Source organism: Mesorhizobium sp. UC74_2, from assembly GCF_042701485.1.
In the GTDB taxonomy this organism is placed as follows: domain Bacteria; phylum Pseudomonadota; class Alphaproteobacteria; order Rhizobiales; family Rhizobiaceae; genus Mesorhizobium.
The window spans coordinates 458,871-478,106 of record NZ_CP170562.1; the positions used below are offsets into that span (position 1 = coordinate 458,871).

At 61.6% G+C, this 19,236-nt stretch carries 11 protein-coding genes and 3 pseudogenes; 7 read left to right on the forward strand and 7 right to left on the reverse strand.

Translation table 11 applies throughout. The features are described 5' to 3' along the window. Nucleotides 1–39 precede the first annotated feature (39 nt). Nucleotides 40–210 (reverse strand): hypothetical protein, encoded by a 171-nt coding sequence (locus tag ACFJIU_RS02270; RefSeq protein ID WP_379073286.1) that lies wholly within the window; start codon nt 208–210, stop codon nt 40–42. Between ACFJIU_RS02270 and ACFJIU_RS02275 the strand changes: the two are divergent. Continuing rightward, nucleotides 200–1,730: pseudogene (locus ACFJIU_RS02275) on the forward strand (APC family permease). The gene ACFJIU_RS02270 and the pseudogene ACFJIU_RS02275 overlap by 11 nt on opposite strands. A gap of 101 nt (nt 1,731–1,831) precedes the next feature. Further along, nucleotides 1,832–3,549, forward strand: a pseudogene (locus ACFJIU_RS02280) (APC family permease). 102 nt (nt 3,550–3,651) lie between these two features. Here ACFJIU_RS02280 and ACFJIU_RS02285 read toward each other — a convergent pair. Genes ACFJIU_RS02285 through ACFJIU_RS02295 form a run of 3 tightly spaced genes read right to left on the reverse strand, consistent with a single transcriptional unit; the run spans nt 3,652 to nt 8,246 of the window. Next, nucleotides 3,652–4,818, reverse strand: a complete 1,167-nt coding sequence (locus ACFJIU_RS02285) for an efflux RND transporter periplasmic adaptor subunit (RefSeq protein WP_379067120.1) — start codon at nt 4,816–4,818, stop codon at nt 3,652–3,654. A gap of 12 nt (nt 4,819–4,830) precedes the next feature. Further along, on the reverse strand, nt 4,831–8,019 hold the full coding sequence (locus ACFJIU_RS02290; RefSeq protein ID WP_379072918.1) for an efflux RND transporter permease subunit: 3,189 nt from the start codon (nt 8,017–8,019) through the stop codon (nt 4,831–4,833). Between the two features lie 2 nt (nt 8,020–8,021). Continuing rightward, nucleotides 8,022–8,246 (reverse strand): hypothetical protein, encoded by a 225-nt coding sequence (locus ACFJIU_RS02295; protein WP_379067122.1) that lies wholly within the window; start codon nt 8,244–8,246, stop codon nt 8,022–8,024. A gap of 182 nt (nt 8,247–8,428) precedes the next feature. Between ACFJIU_RS02295 and ACFJIU_RS02300 the strand changes: the two genes are divergently transcribed. The 4 genes from ACFJIU_RS02300 (at nt 8,429) to fghA (ending at nt 14,222) form a co-directional block, all read left to right on the forward strand. Beyond that, the gene (locus ACFJIU_RS02300) at nt 8,429–9,055 is read left to right on the forward strand and encodes a TetR/AcrR family transcriptional regulator (protein WP_379067124.1); all 627 of its coding nucleotides are present in this window, start codon (nt 8,429–8,431) and stop codon (nt 9,053–9,055) included. A 358-nt stretch (nt 9,056–9,413) separates the two neighbouring features. Beyond that, nucleotides 9,414–11,900, forward strand: a complete 2,487-nt coding sequence (locus ACFJIU_RS02305; RefSeq protein ID WP_379072920.1) for a heavy metal translocating P-type ATPase — start codon at nt 9,414–9,416, stop codon at nt 11,898–11,900. Between the two features lie 268 nt (nt 11,901–12,168). Continuing rightward, entirely contained in the window at nt 12,169–13,296 is a 1,128-nt protein-coding gene (locus ACFJIU_RS02310) for an S-(hydroxymethyl)glutathione dehydrogenase/class III alcohol dehydrogenase (RefSeq protein ID WP_379067126.1), read from the forward strand. Nucleotides 13,297–13,385: 89 nt separating this feature from the next. Next, a complete protein-coding gene (gene fghA, locus ACFJIU_RS02315; RefSeq protein ID WP_379067128.1) occupies nt 13,386–14,222 on the forward strand; it encodes an S-formylglutathione hydrolase in 837 nt (278 codons plus the stop codon). Nucleotides 14,223–14,233: 11 nt separating this feature from the next. Here fghA and ACFJIU_RS02320 read toward each other — a convergent pair whose 3' ends face one another. Then, on the reverse strand, nt 14,234–15,076 hold the full coding sequence (locus ACFJIU_RS02320) for a hypothetical protein (RefSeq protein ID WP_379067130.1): 843 nt from the start codon (nt 15,074–15,076) through the stop codon (nt 14,234–14,236). Nucleotides 15,077–15,231: 155 nt separating this feature from the next. Further along, entirely contained in the window at nt 15,232–16,005 is a 774-nt protein-coding gene (locus ACFJIU_RS02325; protein WP_379067132.1) for a gamma-glutamyl-gamma-aminobutyrate hydrolase family protein, read from the reverse strand. 288 nt (nt 16,006–16,293) lie between these two features. On the opposite strand from ACFJIU_RS02325, the gene ACFJIU_RS02330 reads away from it, so the two are divergent. Continuing rightward, nucleotides 16,294–17,403 (forward strand): TRAP transporter substrate-binding protein, encoded by a 1,110-nt coding sequence (locus ACFJIU_RS02330; protein ID WP_379067134.1) that lies wholly within the window; start codon nt 16,294–16,296, stop codon nt 17,401–17,403. Nucleotides 17,404–17,476: 73 nt separating this feature from the next. Here the strand turns inward: ACFJIU_RS02330 and ACFJIU_RS02335 are convergent. After that, nucleotides 17,477–19,233 (reverse strand): annotated as a pseudogene (locus tag ACFJIU_RS02335) (TRAP transporter large permease subunit). Nucleotides 19,234–19,236 lie beyond the last annotated feature (3 nt).

Genomic DNA, 19,236 nt, shown 5'->3' on the forward strand with positions numbered 1-19,236 from the left:
AACAATGGGGAACCAAGCCATGAGTGCCATGGATGAAACCTACGTGGCCGAAGCCAGTGGGAACCTGCATCGAACCATCGACTGGCGCGGCGCATTCTGGGTTGCCAGCGGTGTGCCGCCTCTGGTGCTGTTTTCGATCGGCGGCATTGCCGGCGTCGGCGGCAACATCGCCTTCGCCATCTGGACGGTGTCCATCCTGATGGGCTTCATCCAGTCTTTCACCTATGCCGAAATCGCCGGCCTGTTCCCCCAACAAGTCGGGCGGCGCGTCGGTCTACGGCGCCACTGCCTGGCTGCGCTACTCGAAGTTCATCGCGCCGCTGTCGGTATGGTGCAACTGGTTTGCCTGGACCCCGGTGCTGTCGCTCGGTTGCTCGATCGCGGCAGCCTATATCCTCAATGCTCTGGCGCCGATCCCGGGTTTCACCGAAACCTCGCCCGAGGTGATCGCCTATCTGGCCGCGAACGCGGGAACCAGTGTTGCCGACGCGATCGCGGCCGTGACCGCCGCGGCGACGCCGACGATCCGCACCTGGACCCTCTACACCCACTCCCTTGGCCCGGTATCGTTCTCCCTCAACGCGACGTTCTGGATCGGTGCCGTGCTGATGCTGTGCACATTCGCAATCCAGCATCGCGGCATCCTCAGCACGGCCAATGTGCAGAAGGTCATCGGCCTGCTGGTCATCATTCCGTTGCTGATCGTCGGCATCGCGCCGATCCTGACCGGCCAGGTGAACTGGGCCAATTATTCGCCCTTCGTGCCGCTGGCCGCAGCCTATGCGCCCGAACCGGGCTCATGGAACGTCGCCGGCTGGACCCTGGTGCTGGGCGGCATGTTCATCGCGGCCTGGTCGACCTATGGCTTCGAAACCGCCGTCTGCTACACACGCGAGTTCAAGAACCCGGAAACGGATACGTTCAAGGCGATCTTCTATTCGGGCCTGCTCTGCATCCTGCTGTTCATCCTGGTGCCGTTCACGTTCCAGGGTGTCCTCGGCCTGAACGGAATGCTGGCGACGCCGATCGTCGACGGCTCCGGTGTCGCGGACGCGCTGGCCTCGATGGTCGGCGGCGGCGGCCTCATCAAGACGCTGCTGATCATGCTGATGATCCTGGCCCTGCTGCTGTCGATCATGACCGCAATGGCGGGTACCTCGCGCACGCTCTATCAGGGTGCCGTCGACGGCTGGCTGCCGCGCTATCTCAGCCATGTCAACGAACATGGCGCGCCGACGCGGGCGATGTGGACGGACCTGATCGTCAACCTCGGCGTTCTGGCAATAGCCTCGGCTGATGCGACGAGCTTCTTCTTCATCCTGGCCGTCGCCAATTGCGGCTACATCATCTTCAACTTCCTCAACCTGAACGCCGGCTGGATCCACCGTATCGACAACGGCCACATCAAGCGGCCATGGCGCGCGCCGACCTGGCTGCTGGCGGCAGGCACCATCTTCGCCTTCGTCAATGCCGTGTTCATGGGCGCCGGCGCCAAGGTGTGGAACCCGATGGCGCTGTGGGCGGGGCTTGCCACCGTCGCCCTCATCATCCCGGTGTTCTGCTTCCGTCACTACATCCAGGACGGCGGCAAATTCCCGGATCACATGCTGGACGATCTCGGCATGACCGAGAGCAATCTGCGCGAGCGCAAGGCCGGCATCCTGCCTTACCTCACCCTGATCGCCGGGCTGATCGTGGTGCTGATCGCCAACTGGTACTTCGTGTTCTGACCACGGACCGACCGCCGATCCCGCGCGGCTGAGACGGCCGTGCGGGATTCTCCACGAGAGCCAGGGGAAGTGCTCGACAGAGCCCGAGGGGAAGCTGAACAATGACGATAACAACTGCTGCTGCTCCAACTCACGCCGGAGACGGCCAACTTCATCGCACCATCGACTGGCGTGGCGCCTTCTGGGTGGCCAGCGGCGTGCCAGCGCTGGTGCTGTTTTCAATCGGTGGCATTGCCGGCACCGTGGGCACGCCGGCCTATCTGATCTGGACGGCGTCCATCATTCTCGGCCTGATCCAGTCCTTCACCTATGCCGAGATCGCCGGCCTGTTCCCTTCGAAGTCGGGCGGTGCTTCGGTGTATGGCGCCACGGCATGGCTGCGCTACTCGAAATTCATCGCGCCGCTGTCGGTTTGGTGCAACTGGCTTGCCTGGACGCCGGTGCTCTCGCTCGGCTGTTCGATCGCTGCGGCCTATATTCTCAACGCCCTGGCGCCGATCCCCGGCTTCAGCGATACTTCGCCGGAAGTGGTGGCATGGCTGGCGGACCCGGCCAATGCCGGCAAAGTCGCGGCCGACGCCATTGCCGCTCTGACGGCTGCAGGGACTCCCGCCATCCGCAGCTGGACGCTGTTCCACGGCACGCTCGGACCGGTGAGCTTCTCGCTCAACTCCGTCTTCTTCATCGGCGTCATCCTGATGCTGGTGACCTTCGCGATCCAGCATCGCGGCATTCTGGGCACTGCCAGCGTCCAGAAGTTCATCGGCCTCGTGGTCATCATTCCGATGCTGATCGTCGGTGTCGTGCCGATCATCACCGGTCAGATCAACTGGGCGAACTACTCGCCACTGGTGCCGCTGGCCGCCGCCTATGCACCGGAGCCGGGCTCGTGGAACGTCGCCGGCTGGACGCTGGTGCTGGGCGGAATGTTCATCGCCGCCTGGTCGGCATATGCCTTCGAGACTGCGATCTGCTACACCAGCGAATTCAAGAATCCGGGCCGCGACACCGTGCGGGCGATCTTCTATTCGGGCCTGCTGTGCCTCGCGCTCTACACGCTGGTGCCGTTCACCTTCCAGGGCGTCCTGGGGCTCAACGGCATGCTGGCGACGCCAATCGTCGACGGCTCAGGTGTCGCGGAGGCAATGGCCCAGATGGTCGGCGGGGCAGGGTTCGTCACCTCGATCATGGTGATGTTGATGATCCTGGCGCTGATGCTGTCGATCATGACGGCCATGGCAGGCTCATCGCGCACGCTTTACCAGGGTTCGGTCGACGGCTGGCTGCCGCGCTACCTTAACCACACCAATGAACATGGCGCGCCGACGCGGGCGATGTGGACCGACCTGATCTTCAACGTCTTCCTGTTGGCCGTTGCCGCCGCCGATGCAACCAGCTTCTTCTTCGTGCTGGCCGTGTCGAACTGCGGCTACATCATCTTCAACTTCCTGAACCTGAATTCGGGCTGGATCCATCGCATCGACAATGGCCATATCCATCGGCCGTGGCGGGCGCCGACCCTGCTGATCGCGGTCGGCGGCCTGCTTTCCTACGTCAATGCCATCTTCATGGGCGCCGGCGCCAAGGTCTGGAACCCATGGGCATTGTGGGCCGGTTTCATCGCCGCCGCCTTGATCATTCCGGTATTCTGCTTCCGCCACTACATCCAGGACGGTGGCAAGTTCCCGGAACATATGCTCGACGATCTCGGCATCTCCAGGACGACCTCAAGGTTCGCAAGGCCGGTATCCTGCCTTATCTGACACTCATTGCCGGATTGGCTGTCGTGCTGGTCGCCAACTGGTTTTTCGTCATCTGAGGAACGTCCGGGACGATAGAATCCCGCCCGCGTTTCGCGCCAACAAAAAAAGTCCAGCCGGTCACCGCAGTGACCGGCTGGACCATTCCGGTGCCCTGATGGTCAGGACGCCGGGGGCGGAGTCGGGCTTGCCGTTTGGGGGTTTACCGGCATGCCCGGCCCGATCTTCTGAAGATTGCCACTGATGATCTTGTCGTTTTCAGTGATGCCCTTGGTGATGGCGATCAGTTCGCCTTCGGTCTGACCGAGTTCGACCAGCCGCATTCCAACCTTGTTGCCTTCGTCGATGACATAGACAAACTTGCCGAGTTGGTTGGAACCGAGCGCGATCTGCGGCACAAGCAAGGTGTTCGGGGTTTCGCCGATCTGCAGGCGGATGTTCACATACTGACCCGGCAGCAGCGATCGGTCGTCATTGCCGATGGTGGCACGCGCCACAATGGTTCCAGTCGCGGCATCGATCCTGTTGTCGATGAAGGTGAGCTCGCCCTTGCGCGGCGGCGTCTTGTCGCCGGGGATGGTCACCTCGGTAACGATCGGTCCGCTGGCCTTTGCCTTCTGGATGAGCGCCAGATCGCCCTCGCTCGGCGTAAAGGTGACGTAGATCGGGCTGACCTGGACCAGCGTGTTCAGCGAGGTGCCGCCGACATTGACGAGGGTACCGACAGGTGCCTGGTTGCGGCCGAGGCGACCGTCAAAGGGAGCCTTGATCGTGGTGTAGCCGAGATTGATTTCGGCCGCCTGGATCGCCGCGTTGTCTGCGGCCACAGTTGCTTCGCCCTGCTGCATGGTGCTGCTGCGCTGATCGAAACCGTCCTTGGACAGGAAACCGGTCTTGATCAGGTCGTTGCCGCGGGTCAGGCTCGCCTTGGTATAGCTGAGTGATGCCTGGTTGCGCTGGGCCTGAGCCTTCACCTGATCGAGCGCCACCTGATAGTCACGCGGATCGATGCGGTAGAGGGTATCGCCTTTCTTGACGTCGGCGCCGTCTTCCGCTGCCTGCTCGAGGATGTAGCCGGAGACCTTGGCCTGCAGCGCGACGCTGCGGATGGCCTCGGCGCGCGCGGTGTAGTCGAGATAGACCGGCAAGGTCTTCTTCACGACCGTGGCTACTGGCACCGGCATCGCCTGCATGGCTTGTGCGGGAGCTGCCGCGTCGGCCGGCTTGCTGATAAGGCCGTTCAGAAAGGTGGGCTCGCCGTTGAAGTGGACATAGGCTGCCGCCGCGGCGATGACGGCGACGGCTGTGGTGATTTTCCAGATACGCATGGACTGGCTCCGTTATTCTGCCGCCGGGACATGGGTCGGCGAGGGTTGCTCGCCACCATGCGGCGCATGGGATGTTTCGGTATGTTCGGCTTTCGCGCCGGCCTTGCCTTCCCGCCACTGTTCGATGATGGCGTAGAAGACGGGAACGAAGGCGAGCGTCAGGATGGTGGCCGCCAGCATGCCGCCGAATACGGCGGTCCCCAGCGACTGACGGCTGGCAGCACCGGCACCCGTCGCCAGCATCAGCGGTACGACGCCGAGGATGAAGGCAAAGGCGGTCATCAGGATCGGGCGCAGGCGCAGGCGGCCGGCTTCCATGGCTGCTTCGACGATGCTCATGCCCTGTTCGCGCAGATGCTTGGCGAACTCGACGATCAGGATCGCGTTCTTGGCGGCCAGGCCGATCAGCATGACGAAGCCGATCTGCGAATAGACGTCCATCTGCATGCCGCGCAGCCAGATCGCCAGCAACGCTCCGAACAAGGCGGTCGGCACCGACAGGATGACCATGAACGGCATCGACCAGCTCTCATACTGCGCCGCCAGGATCAGGAACACGAAGACGATGGCGAGCGCGAAGACGAAGATCGCAACAGAACCTGCCTTCAATTCCTGGAAGGTGATGCCGGTCCATTCAAAGCCGAAGTCGTTCGGAAGTGCGGTCGCGGCCGCCCTTTGCATCGCCTCGATCGCCTGACCCGAAGAGAAACCGGGCGCTGCGTTGCCGTTGATGAGGGCGGAACCGTAGTTGTTGTAGTGTGTCACCGTCTCCGGCCCGACAATGGATTTCATCGTGCCGAGCGTCGACAATGGCACCATCTGACCGGTGTTGTTGCGCACATAAAGTTTGCTCAGATCGGCAGCTTCGGCGCGTGCCGCCTTGTCCGCCTGCATGGTGACACGGAAGGTACGGCCGAACATGTTGAAGTCATTCACATAGAGCGAGCCGAGGTAGATCTGCAGTGTGTTGAACACATCCGGCAGGGCAAGGCCAAGCAGCTTTGCCTTGTTGCGATCGAGGTCGAAGTTGAACTGCGGCGTCGATGTCGAGAATGTGCTGAACAGCGTCTGCGGGTTGAGTTCCGGCTGCTTGCGGGCTTCTGCGAGCAATGCCTGGGTCGCGTCGTTGACGGCATTGGCACCATGGCCAGCCAGATCTTCGACCTGAAATTCAAAGCCTCCGGTCGTGCCGAGACCCTGGATGGAAGGCGGTTCAAATGCCAGCGCCAGTCCATCGGGCATGCCGAACAACTTCGGACGTACGGAATTGACGATCTCCGTTGCGCTCAAGCCCGGTCCCTTGCGTTCCTCCCAAGGTTTGAGGATCGCAAACACCGCTGCCGAGTTCGACTGGTTGGCAAAGGTCAGGAAATTGAAGCCTGCAATCGTGATGGCATACTCGACGCCGGGTGTGGCCAGCACCGTGTCGCGAACTTTCTTGGCAACTGCGTCGGTGCGCTCCAGTGAAGCGCCGTCAGGCAGTTGCACAATGTTGAAGAAATAGCCCTGGTCCTCCACCGGCAGGAAGGCCGACGGAATGCGTGTCGAGACGAGATACGTTGCGGCAATCAGCGCGACAAACACGCCCATCATCAGCCAGCGCAACTTGATGAAACCACGCACTGCTTCCGAATAGGCGTGCGACAGCCAGGTGAAGCCGTCGTTGAACCAGCGATAGAGGAAAAACGTCGATGGCGGCCGATGGCGCAGGAAGGCTGCCGACAGGGCAGGTGACAGCGTCAGCGAGTTGAACGCCGAGATGCCGACAGAGATCGCGACAGTCAAGGCGAACTGGTTGTAGAGCTGGCCGGTAACGCCCGGAATAAAGGCGACAGGAATGAACACAGCCATCAGCACTGCTGTGGTCGCAATGATCGGGCCGGTGACTTCCTTCATTGCCAGTCGGGCTGCTTCAAGCGGGGGATGGCCGGCTTCGAGCTGGCGTTCGACGTTTTCGACCACGACGATGGCGTCATCGACCACGAGGCCGATGGCGAGCACCATGCCGAGAAGCGAAAGCATGTTGAGCGAGAAACCCAGCGCCAGCATCACCACCATGGTCGCGATCAGGGAGACCGGGATGGCGATGATCGGGATGAGTGTGGTGCGCCAGTTCTGCAGGAAGATGAAGACGACGGCCACGACCAGGACCAGCGCTTCGAGCAAGGTCTTGACCACGTCTTCCATGGCAGCCGACACGAACTTGGTCGTATCGTAGAAGATCGTGTACTCGATGCCCTTCGGGAAGCGAGCCGACAGTTCCTTCATCTTGGCTTCGATGTTCTTCTTCAGCTCCAGCGCATTGGAGCCCGGCATCTGGAAGGTCGCGATAACCACGGTCGGTTTGTCGTTGGCATAGGTCGAGGAATTGTAGAGCAGCGACCCAAGTTCGATGCGCGCGACGTCCTTCAGGCGCACCAGCGAGCCGCTGGTCGAATTGGCCCGTACGACGATGTTGCCGAATTCCTTGGGGTCGGAGAGACGGCCGGTGGCGTTGACCTGCATTTCGAAAGCAGTGCCTGCCGGCGCCGGCGACTGGCCGATCTTGCCGGCTGCAACCTGCACGTTCTGCTCGGCGACGGCGTTCTGCACGTCGACGGCGGTGATGCCGAGATTGGCCAGCTTGTCCGGGTCGAGCCAGACGCGCATCGAATAGCGGCGCTCGCCGAAGATCTGCACATCGCCGACGCCGGGAACGCGTTTCAGCGGATCCGCGACCTGCAGGTAGGCATAGTTGCTCAGTGCTACCGGATCGACCGAGCCGTCTGGCGAGGTCAGGTTCACGATCAGCACGAAGCTCGGATTCTGTTTCTTGACGGTGACACCGGCTTGGTTGACGATGGCCGGCAGGGAGGAAGCTGCCTGCGAAACACGGTTCTGGACGTCCATTGCAGCGATATCGAGCGGATAGCCGACGTCGAAGGTGACGGTGATGCGCGCGGAGCCGTCATTCGAGCTTGCCGAGGACATGTAGGTCATGCCTTCGACGCCGTTGATCGACTGTTCGAGCGGGGTCGTCACCGTATCGGCGACAACCTGGGAGCTCGCGCCGGGATAAACGGCACTGACGACGACCTGGGGAGGCGCGATGTTGGGGAACTGCGCAACCGGCAAAAGATAATAGGCGATCAGCCCGGCGAGCACCATGATGATGGCGATCGCCGAGGCGAAGATCGGTCTCTGGAGAAAGAAATTGACCATGTTCAAACGGCTTTTCGAGTAGTGGCAAGGGGATCCCTTGGGAGGAATGCGGGATCGGTTCTTGGCAAATTGGGGTGGTCGTCGGCGTCGCGCAGACGCGCGGCGGTGAGGACAAGCAGGGCTTTCAACGAAGCTGGATCGACGCGATCAGCCCGCATGACGGCAAGCGTCATCGGGTCGTTCAGCAGTTGATCAATGGTCAGGGCCTTCGAATAGGATGCCATCATTTCGTCTCCCGGCTGATCCAGGCAATAAAAAAGCGCTCGGCGAAGACCGTGTTTGCGGCCTTCACCCTGTTCCATCATTCTTGTCCGGCTTGGCCTATGGTCGACCTTGACGGGGGTATTATGAAATGTTACCGCTCGGTAACAGCCAGATAGTTACTGACCGGTAACACCGACGTCAAGCCATGAGCGATCAAATTTTTCAGACTGCTGACAATAGTGATCATAACGATCGTGTGAGTGCGCGCCCACGGGAGCGCATCGTGACCACCGCGCGGGAGATGTTTCACCAGCACGGCGTACGCGGCGTGGGTATTGAAGCGATCACCGAGGCTGCCGGCACCAACAAGATGACGCTGTATCGTCATTTTGCTTCCAAGGACGATCTCATCGTCGAATGTCTGCAGCGCGCCGCCAAGGAATCCTATCTGAAGTGGGATGAGCTGGAGCACCAGCATCCCGGTGATCCGAAGGCGCAGCTGCACGCCTGGATCCAGAATGCCGCCGGATGCATCAGCGACGACTGGCGCGGTTGCGAGATGGCCAACACGGCCGTCGAGCTGGCCGATGACAATCATCCGGCCAAACGGGTGATCGAAGAGGTCAAGAAGAACCACCGCAACTATCTGGCCAAGCTCTGTGCCCGTGCCGGACTCGATCAGCCCGAACTGGCCGCCGATATGCTGGGGTTGCTGCTGGAAGGTGCGCGGATCAGCCGCCAGAGCGAAGGGCAGGAAGGCCCCAGCGCTCGTTTCAAGCGCATGGCCGAGGAAGTCATCGCCACCGTGGGTGGTCTCGGCGACAAGGCCTGATCGGTCAGCGGTCGCTTCTTCCTGCGACATCCAGGCGCGTTGCAAGGGACCGAGGCCGTGCTGCGATACCGAAATCCGGCTGTGTTCGTCGGCCATATCGCCCTTGTTCCTTCTGGCCAATAGTCTTGCTGCAACTGCGCTGCAGCAGTGGCTTTGGCGTGCTCATCAAACTCAGGCTTTACGATCTGCACCTTCCCGTCATCGTAAGGTCAAGCGCTTTTTTGCAGGCGACAAAGGCCATTGCTTCTGCGATGTCATCGGTCGCGAAGCCCCTTGACCTTCCCATGACTGGAAGCTTTATCTCCCTGGGCAACCACTCAAGAAGAGAGTTGCAGCCATGAACGCCGTTGCCCCGAAAATGTTCCCTGCCGCCACGCCGAAGGCCGGCACAATCTTTCAACTCGGTATCGAAGGCATGACCTGCGCCTCCTGTGTCGGGCGCGTGGAAAAAGCCATTGCGGCCGCACCTGGCGTTGCATCCGCCAGCGTCAATCTGGCGACGGAACGTGCCGAGGTGGCTTTTTCGGGCAAACCGGATCTCGCTCCGGTTCTGGCCGCGGTGACAGGAGCTGGCTATCAGGCACGTAGCGAGACGATCGAGTTCACGATCAAAGGCATGACATGTGCCTCCTGCGTGGCACGCATCGAGCGTGCGCTGAAGGCGGTGTCCGGTGTTACCAATGCCAGCGTCAACCTTGCGACCGAACGGGCGACGGTGACGATCGTCGCCGGCGCGGCGGCGATATCCGCCGTTGAAGCGGCAGTGCATGCAGCGGGCTACGAAGCGCGGCTTGTTGTCTCCGAAGCAGCCGACGGTCGGGAGGTCGACCGTCGCGCCTCGGAAATCGCTTCCCTGCAACGGGCCTTGGCTGTGGCGCTCGTCTTCACACTGCCGATCTTCGTGCTGGAAATGGGTTCGCATCTGGTACCTGCCTTTCATCACTGGGTGATGGGCACGTTCGGTGTCTGGAACTGGCGGTTGCAGTTCGTCCTGACCACGCTGGTGCTGTTCGGACCTGGTTTGCGTTTCTTCGCCAAGGGCGTGCCGGCCTTGCTCAGGGGGGCGCCCGACATGAATGCGCTGGTGGCGCTGGGGGCCGGTGCCGCCTGGGCCTATTCGGTGGTCGCAACCTTTCTGCCGCGAATACTGCCGACAGGCACAGCCAATGTCTATTACGAGGCCGCAGCCGTCATCGTGACGCTGATCCTGCTCGGCCGGTTTCTCGAGGCTCGCGCGAAGGGGCGAACGGGCGAAGCGATCAAGAAACTGGTTGGGCTGCAGGCCAAGACGGCGCGCGTGATGCGGAATGGTGCTGCCGTCGAGGTGCCGCTGCAGGATGTACGCGCCGGCGACATCGTGGTGGTACGCCCTGGCGAAAAGATCGCCGTCGACGGCGAGATCGTCGAAGGCTCTTCCTTTGTCGACGAAGCCATGATCACCGGCGAGCCGGTACCAGTGTCCAAGGGCATCGGCGCCGAGGTGGTGGGAGGCACCATCAACAAGACCGGCAGTTTCTCGTTCCGCGCCACCAAGGTGGGTTCCGAAACGCTGCTGGCGCAGATCATCCGCATGGTCGAGACCGCGCAGGGCGCCAAGCTGCCGATCCAGGCGCTGGTCGACAAGGTGACGGCCTGGTTCGTGCCGGCAGTGATGGCTGCCGCGCTCGCTACCTTCGGCGTCTGGTATTTCTTCGGGCCGGATCCGGCATTGTCGTTCGCACTGGTCAATGCGGTCGCGGTGCTGATCATTGCCTGCCCATGCGCCATGGGGCTGGCGACTCCGACCTCGATCATGGTCGGCACCGGCCGCGCGGCGGAGATGGGCGTGCTTTTCCGCAAGGGCGATGCGCTGCAGACATTGCGTGATGCGTCGGTCATCGCATTGGACAAGACCGGCACCTTGACCGAAGGCCGGCCTGAACTCACTGACTTCATCGTCGCGGATGGTTTCGAGGAGGCCGAGGTGCTTGCCCTCGTTGCCGCAGTCGAAACCCGCTCGGAACATCCGGTTGCCGAGGCGATCGTGAGGGCCGCCGAAAAACGGGGCCTGACGCTTGCGGCAGCCAACGACTTCGAAGCCATTCCCGGTTTCGGGGCGCGGGCCTGGATCGGAACTCGGCAGGTGGAAGTTGGTGCCGATCGGCTGATGGCGCGGCTTGGCCTCGACGTCTCGGCTTTCGCGCCGGTGGTCGAACGGTTGGCGGGAGAGGGCAAGAGCCCGCTCTATGCTGCCATCGACGATGAGCTTGCCGCGATCATCGCAGTCGCCGATCCCATCAAGCCGTCGACACCGGCGGCTATCCAGGCGCTGCAGGCACTCGGCTTGAAAGTCGTGATGGTGACCGGCGACAACCGTCACACGGCCAAGGCGATCGCCCGGCAGATCGGCATCGATGAGGTGGTTGCCGAGGTGCTGCCAGATGGCAAGGTCGAGGCGATACGACGGCTAGCCTGTGGTGGTGTCCGAGTTGCCTTCGTGGGTGACGGCATCAATGATGCGCCGGCGCTGGCTGCCGCCGATGTCGGTATCGCCATCGGCACCGGCACGGACATCGCCATTGAAAGTGCGGATGTCGTGCTGATGTCGGGCGACCTCGTCGGTGTTGCCAATGCCCTTGCCCTGTCCAAGGCGACCATTCGCAACATCCGCCAGAACCTGTTCTGGGCATTTGGATACAACGCTGCGCTGGTGCCGGTGGCGGCGGGGCTGCTTTATCCCGTGAACGGGACCTTGCTGTCGCCGATGCTGGCTGCCGGGGCCATGGCTTTGTCCAGTGTCTTCGTGCTGAGCAATGCGCTGCGACTAAAGCGCTTCCGCGCACCGCTGGCAACGGCCCGCGTGTAATCCGGGCAGCCAGACAATTGGTGGGAGGCTCCCACCAATTGTCTATGCAGGCTGTGTCTGACGGGCTGGCCCTGTCATCCATGCTCCGCTAACAATCAACAGTGCACGTCTGGCGGATCGGTCTTCGTATCCGTGGGATGATGCGTCGCTGATACGACCGCTTCCGGTGCGCGAGGACCTTAGCTTGAGCCCTGGTTCGCAATGTCGTCCGGTGCGACCGAGTCCGTCGGACGCAAGTCCGGCCAAAAGCCTGTTGGAGAGAAGAAGCATGAAAACCCGCGCCGCCGTTGCAGTTGCCGCAGGCAAGCCGCTTGAGATCATGGAGGTGGACCTGGAAGGGCCGCGCGAAGGCGAGGTGCTGGTAGAGGTGAAGGCCACCGGCATCTGCCACACTGACGAATTCACGCTCTCCGGCGCCGACCCGGAAGGCATCTTTCCGGCGATCCTCGGCCATGAAGGCGCGGGCGTCGTCGTCGATGTTGGCAAGGGGGTGACCAGCCTGAAGAAGGGCGACCACGTCATTCCGCTGTATACGCCGGAATGCCGCTCCTGTCCGTCATGCCTGTCGCGCAAGACCAATCTGTGCACCGCGATCCGCGCGACCCAGGGTCAGGGTCTGATGCCGGACGGCACTTCGCGCTTCTCGATCGGCAAGGACAAGATCTTCCACTACATGGGCTGCTCGACCTTCTCCAATTTCACCGTGCTGCCCGAGATCGCGCTGGCCAAGGTCAATCCGAACGCACCGTTCGACAAGATCTGCTACATCGGCTGCGGCGTGACCACCGGCATCGGCGCCGTCATCAACACCGCCAAGGTGGAGGAGGGCGCGACCGCGGTCGTCTTCGGGCTTGGTGGCATCGGGCTCAATGTCATCCAGGGCCTGAAGCTGGCTGGCGCCGACATGATCATCGGTGTCGATCTGAACAACGACAAGAAGGCCTGGGGCGAGCGTTTCGGCATGACGCATTTCGTCAATCCGAAAGAGATCGACGGCGACATCGTGCCTTACCTGGTCAACCTGACCAAGCGTGGCGCCGACCAGATCGGCGGCGCCGACTACACCTTCGACTGCACGGGCAGCGTGAAGGTGATGCGCCAGGCGCTGGAGGCAGCGCACCGCGGCTGGGGCAAGTCTGTCGTCATCGGCGTCGCCGGTGCAGGCCAGGAGATTTCGACCCGTCCGTTCCAGCTGGTGACGGGGCGCACCTGGATGGGCACGGCCTTCGGCGGGGCTCGTGGCCGCACCGACGTGCCGAAGATCGTTGACTGGTACATGGACGGCAAGATCGAGATCGATCCGATGATCACCCACACGCTGAAGCTCGAGGAGATCAATAAGGGCTTTGATCTCATGCATGAAGGCAAGAGCATCCGCAGCGTGGTCGTCTACTGATCGCTTCGGCATCATCACATCGGGTCGCTCGGCATTATGTCGGGCGCCCTTCACGCATATTTCCAGATACGTTGATTGAGACAGGGCCGATGAAGACCGTTTCCACGTCAAAGTCGCATGGTGGTATCCAGGGCGTCTATTCGCATGCCTCGGACGCTTGCGCGTGCGACATGACCTTTGCCGTGTTCGTTCCGCCGCGGGCGAAGGATCGCCCTGTTCCGGTGCTCTGGTATCTGTCGGGTCTCACCTGCACCCATGCAAACGTCATGGACAAGGGCGAATATCGGCGGATGGCGGCCGAACTCGGATTGATGATCGTTTGCCCGGACACCAGCCCGCGCGGCGAGGGCGTGCCAGACGAGAAAGACAACTGGCAGTTCGGCCTGGGTGCCGGCTTCTATGTCGATGCCACGCAGGAGCCCTTTGCCAGGAATTATCGCATGTATTCCTATGTCGCTGAAGAATTGCCGGCGTTGATCGCGCAGAACTTCCCGGCAGACATGGCGCGGCAGGGAATCTTCGGCCACTCGATGGGCGGCCACGGCGCGCTGACCATTGCGCTCAGGAACGCCGATCGCTTCCGAAGTTGCTCGGCTTTCGCACCGATCGTGCAACCGACGACCGCCGGCTGGTCGAAGCCGGCGCTGGAGAAGTATCTCGGGGCCGACGAGAACGCCTGGCGTGCCTATGATGCCACGCTGTTGCTCAAGGATGGTGAGCGGTTTCCGGAATTCCTGGTCGACCAGGGTACGGCTGACGGTTTTCTCGACGAAGGCCTGCGGCCCTGGTTGCTGGAGGATGCCTGCAAGAAGGCCGGAGTTCTGCTGGAACTGCGCATGCAGGATGGCTACGACCATTCCTACAACTTCATCTCGACCTTCATGGATGATCATTTGAAGTGGCATGCGGCGAGGCTGGCCAGCTAGGCCTCGCGCGATCATGCAATGTCGGTCAGGCTGTCTTCATAGGCCTGGTCGATAATGGCCAGCTTCACGGCCTGTGCGTCCATGTATTCACGATAGAAGTCGCGCGATACCCACATTGTGGAGTTGCCACGCTTCCCTAGCCAGCCAATGCTGCCAAGGGCTTCAGCCTCGCGCAGCTTGCGCGCCAGATGGGTGCGGGAGAGCTTCAACAGATTGGCGAATTCGCTAACCGAGAAAACGCCGGTCGGAATGTGGTCCTGGCTGGAGAGGGCTGGATCGACACTCGAAATCAACCATTCCATGACCACGCCGCCATTGTTCAGCCAGGTGAACAGCGAAAAGGTCTTTTCGGGAGTACGCACCGGCTCCGATGTGAGCAAACCATCGGCGATCAGAGGTTCCAGACGGGCGAGCGCGTCTGGTCTGGCGGCAAAAGTTGCCAGCCGCCGGCCACCGTCAAAGCCATCCAACGTTGTGAGATGGACCATCGCCCAGGCAGCCAGTGTTTCCAATGCCTGGGGGGTTGGACGCAGCGGATTCGATCGGCGGTCGGTATTGTCCGGAAGAGATTCGACGTAGTTGTATTGCTGCATTTCCTTCATGAAGGCATCGGCCGTATTCTTGCTTGCTACGGAATGCAGTTCGATCAGTTGAAGGAAACGCGCGGTCGTTATCGCGCCCTGGCGAAAGTAGAGAGCCAGTCCAGCATGCGCCATCAGCCAGCGCTGCTGCGTGGCGAACACCGAAGAGAGCCGGGGTGAACTTTGATAGGCAGCCAACAGTGCTTTCGCCTGGCTGCGAACAATACGATGCAGGGCCGGATGTCCGGCAATTTCTTTCGCGTTGAATGCCACCAGTCACCCTCAACCCCGGTTCTACTTTAGCGAACCGAAAAATAGAATGCGATGGAAATCGCATTCTAGCCGAGAGGCGCTGAGGCTGATCTGGTCGCGGGGTAACCACCTAAACACGGCACCCGTAAGGCTGGTGCGGCCGGTAATCCGGAAAGCTATTCGGCAGCGGCACGCGTCGCAGCCCGGGCGGCCGCATGCGCACGCACGGCATCGCCGAAGGCCTTGAAGACGCGCTGTGAGACGCTATCGCTTTTCACCCAATATTCCGGATGCCACTGCACGCCTACGGCAAACGAGCGGGAATCACGCACGGACACGGCCTCGACGGTGCCATCGGTTGCCACCGCCTCGACCTGGAGCTTCGTTCCGAGCCGATCGACAGCCTGGCGATGCACGGAATTCACCATGACGTCGCCGGCGCCGAAGACACCGGCCAGGCACGAACCCGGCTTGATGCTGACGCTCTGGCGGATGGCGAAGCGTTCGTCCTGATTGTCCGAAACGGGTGCCCGATGATCGAGCGAACCTTCACGCTCCTGGATTTCGGTTGCGAGCGAGCCGCCGAGCGCGACGTTCATTTCCTGGATGCCGCGGCAGATGGCCAGCAGCGGCACGCCACGTTCGATCGCCTTGCGGATAAGCGGCAAAGTCGTCGCATCGCGGTCGGGGTCATAGGGGCCGTTGGCTTCGCTGGCGTCGCCGCCATAGAGCGAGGGGTGCACGTTCGACTTGGAGCCGGTCATCATCACACCGTCGACCGACGACAGCAGCTCGTCGAGATCGAGCCGATCGCCGAAGGAAGGAACCAGGACCGGAAACACACCGGCGCCGGCGATAGCCGCTTCCAGATATTGCCGGGGTGCTGCATGCCAGGTGTAGTTGTCGAACTGGCGGACATCGGTCGAGACTGCGACGAGCGGCTGCTGCATTTTGGCTACGGGTTCCGTTAGGGTCCAAGACTGGAATGCCTATAAAATAGGCGATGCTGAGGCGCTTTTCCACGACAAGTTTATGGCTTCACCAAGACATGCAAGCCATGCACGATCCGCTCGTTAGACTATAGTCGCAGAGCTTGGAAAAGGCTGCTCCACAGCCCCTGCCGCTCGCTGGACACGATGGGAACGGCGTGTATTGTCTTGCCCGGTACAACCCGCCGAAATCGGGGAAATCTTCTTTATTTTCATATTGCCCGTTGATCCAAAAAAGGGAGGAACTTCATGGATCGTCGTTCGTTCATCCGCAAAGCCGGTGTTACCGGTGCGGGAGCGGCGGCCGTCGCCACGACGCTCGCGGCTCCGGCTATCGCCCAATCCAATCCGAAAGTGACCTGGCGCCTGACCTCGTCCTTCCCGAAGTCGCTGGATACGATCTACGGCGGTGCCGAAGTGTTTTCCAAGATGGTTTCGGAGGCGACCGACGGCAATTTCACCGTACAGGTCTTTGCTTCGGGCGAACTGGTTCCCGGACTTCAGGCTGCGGACGCTGCTGCGGCTGGAACCGTCGAAGCCGCCCATACCGTGGCTTATTATTACTGGGGCAAGAACCCGACCTGGGCGCTGGGAGCGGCCGTGCCGTTCGCGCTCAACGCGCGCGGCATGAATGCCTGGCATTACCATGGCGGCGGCATCGCGCTGTTCAACGAGTTCCTTGGCAAGCAAGGCCTCTATGGCCTGCCAGGCGGCAACACCGGCGTCCAGATGGGTGGCTGGTTCCGCAAGGAGATCAACACGGTTGCCGACCTGAAGGGCCTGAAGATGCGCATCGGCGGCTTTGCCGGCAAGGTGGTCGAGAAGCTGGGCGTCGTGCCGCAGCAGATCGCCGGCGGCGACATCTACCCGGCGCTTGAGAAGGGCACCATCGATGCGGCCGAATGGGTCGGCCCCTACGATGACGAGAAGCTCGGCTTCCAGAAAGTGGCGCCCTATTATTATTATCCCGGCTGGTGGGAGGGCGGCCCGACCGTCCATCTGCTGTTCAACAAGGCGAAGTTCGAGGAACTGCCGGCAAACTACAAGTCGCTTGTTCATACGGCAGCGCAGGCGGCCGACGCCAACATGCTGCAGAAGTACGACTATGTGAATCCCGGCGCCGTGAAGTCGCTGGTCGCATCCGGCGCCAAGCTGCGGCCGTTCAGCCAGGAAATCCTGGCGGCCTGTTTCGAGAAGGCCAACGAGGTCTATGCCGAGATCGAAGCCGGCAACGCTGATTTCAAGAAGATCTGGGAATCGATCAAGGGCTTCCGGAAGGAGCATTATCTCTGGGCGCAGGTCGCTGAATACAACTACGACACCTTCATGATGATACAGCAGCGCGGCAACAAGCTCTGATCAGCGCAACCTTAGTAAAAAAGCCCGGAGCGACGCTTCGGGCTTTTTTGTTGGTGTTCAGTTGGTCGCTGGATCAGTTGAAGCTGGGAGGCTTCGAAAGATCCGGTGCCGAAGGTGCCGGCTGCGCTGGCTGGTCGCCGCCGAAGCTCGGCGGCTGTGACAGGTCCGTGCCCGGGGCGGCAGGTTGTGCCGGTGTTGATCCCCGCCTGGCGCGCCGAGCGGGGGCAGGCCCATGCCAGGCAGTTCGGGGACCTGGATCTCGATCGTGCTCGGATCGACGGTTTTGCCCTTGTAGTGCATGACCATCTGCGGGAAGGCGATGGTGAGGGCGATCATCAGCACCTGGATACAGACGAATGGAACCGCACCCCAATAGATCTGGCCGGTCGTGACCGGCGCAATCTGCTTGCCGGTAATACGGTCGAGATAGGGCACACGAGCCGCCACCGAGCGCAGGTAGAACAGCGCGAAACCGAAAGGTGGATGCATGAAGGACGTCTGCATGTTGACGCCGAGCAGCACACCGAACCAGACGAGGTCGATGCCGAGCTTGTCTGCCGCGGGTGCCAGCAACGGCACGATGATGAAGGCCAGCTCGAAGAAGTCGAGGAAGAAGGCCAGCACGAAGACAAGAACGTTGACGACGATCAGGAAGCCGAGCTCACCGCCGGGTAGCGAGACCAGCAGGTGTTCGACCCACAGATGGCCGTTCACGCCATAGAAGGTCAGCGAGAAGACGCGGGCACCGATGAGGATGAACAGCACGAAGGATGACAGCCTGGTTGTCGATGCGAGCGCTTGTTTGATGACATCCAGGGTCAGTCGCCTCTTGAAGCCGGCCATGACCAGCGCGCCGACAGCGCCCATTGCGCCGCCTTCCGTCGGCGTGGCGATGCCGAGGAAGATGGTGCCTAACACCAGGAAAATAAGCGCCAGCGGTGGGATCAGCACGATCACCACCTGCTGCGCCAGCCTGGACATCACATTGAGGCTCAGTGCCTTGTCGGCAACGGCTACAACATAGATCACGACAACCGCGATGGTGGCGCCAAGAATATCCGCGTTGGCGCCGTGGGTTGGTTCGAGGTAACGGTAGGCAGCATAGCCGATGATGCCAGCTGCCAGCAGCGCGACGACCAGGGACAGCACACCTTTGCCGAGCGTGCGTGCCTCCTCAGGCAGCGCCGGCATCGAATTCGGCCGGATGATCGACATCACCAGGATGTAGAGCATGTAGAGCCCGGTCAGCACGAGACCGGGGATTAGCGCGCCGGCATACATGTCGCCTACCGAACGGCCGAGCTGGTCGGCCAGCACGATCAGCACCAGCGAAGGTGGAATGATCTGCGCCAGCGTGCCGGATGCGGCGATGACACCGGATGCGACGCGCCGGTCGTAACCATAGCGCAGCATGATCGGCAGCGAGATCAGGCCCATCGCGATGACCGAGGCTGCCACCACACCGGTGGTGGCTGCGAGCAGGGCGCCGACAAAGATGACGGCGTAGGCCAGGCCGCCACGGATCGGACCGAACAGTTGTCCGACCGTGTCGAGCAGATCCTCCGCCATGCCGGAACGTTCCAGCACGATGCCCATGAAGGTGAAGAACGGGATGGCCAGCAGCACATCGTTCGACATCACCCGGTTGCCGTAGAAATTCTCGGGCAATGCCCAGAGCAGTGGCCAGGACAGGTTGATCGAACCACCGGAGAACGGCGCCAGTTCCACGCCGATGGCGAAGAAGAGAAGGCCACTTGCCGCCAGCGAAAAGGCAACAGGGTAGCCGAACAGCAGAAAGACGATCAGTGAGGCGAACATGATCGGCGCCATGTT

What these genes read in the sequence shown, in the direction of transcription:
- ACFJIU_RS02270 (WP_379073286.1), bottom strand. Translation starts at nt 210, where the DNA reads ATGAAGCCCATCAGGATGGACACCGTCCAGATGGCGAAGGCGATGTTG.
- ACFJIU_RS02285 (WP_379067120.1), bottom strand. Translation starts at nt 4,818, where the DNA reads ATGCGTATCTGGAAAATCACCACAGCCGTCGCCGTCATCGCCGCGGCG.
- ACFJIU_RS02290 (WP_379072918.1), bottom strand. Translation starts at nt 8,019, where the DNA reads ATGGTCAATTTCTTTCTCCAGAGACCGATCTTCGCCTCGGCGATCGCC.
- ACFJIU_RS02295 (WP_379067122.1), bottom strand. Translation starts at nt 8,246, where the DNA reads ATGATGGCATCCTATTCGAAGGCCCTGACCATTGATCAACTGCTGAAC.
- ACFJIU_RS02300 (WP_379067124.1), top strand. Translation starts at nt 8,429, where the DNA reads ATGAGCGATCAAATTTTTCAGACTGCTGACAATAGTGATCATAACGAT.
- ACFJIU_RS02305 (WP_379072920.1), top strand. Translation starts at nt 9,414, where the DNA reads ATGTTCCCTGCCGCCACGCCGAAGGCCGGCACAATCTTTCAACTCGGT.
- ACFJIU_RS02310 (WP_379067126.1), top strand. Translation starts at nt 12,169, where the DNA reads ATGAAAACCCGCGCCGCCGTTGCAGTTGCCGCAGGCAAGCCGCTTGAG.
- fghA (WP_379067128.1), top strand. Translation starts at nt 13,386, where the DNA reads ATGAAGACCGTTTCCACGTCAAAGTCGCATGGTGGTATCCAGGGCGTC.
- ACFJIU_RS02325 (WP_379067132.1), bottom strand. Translation starts at nt 16,005, where the DNA reads ATGCAGCAGCCGCTCGTCGCAGTCTCGACCGATGTCCGCCAGTTCGAC.
- ACFJIU_RS02330 (WP_379067134.1), top strand. Translation starts at nt 16,294, where the DNA reads ATGGATCGTCGTTCGTTCATCCGCAAAGCCGGTGTTACCGGTGCGGGA.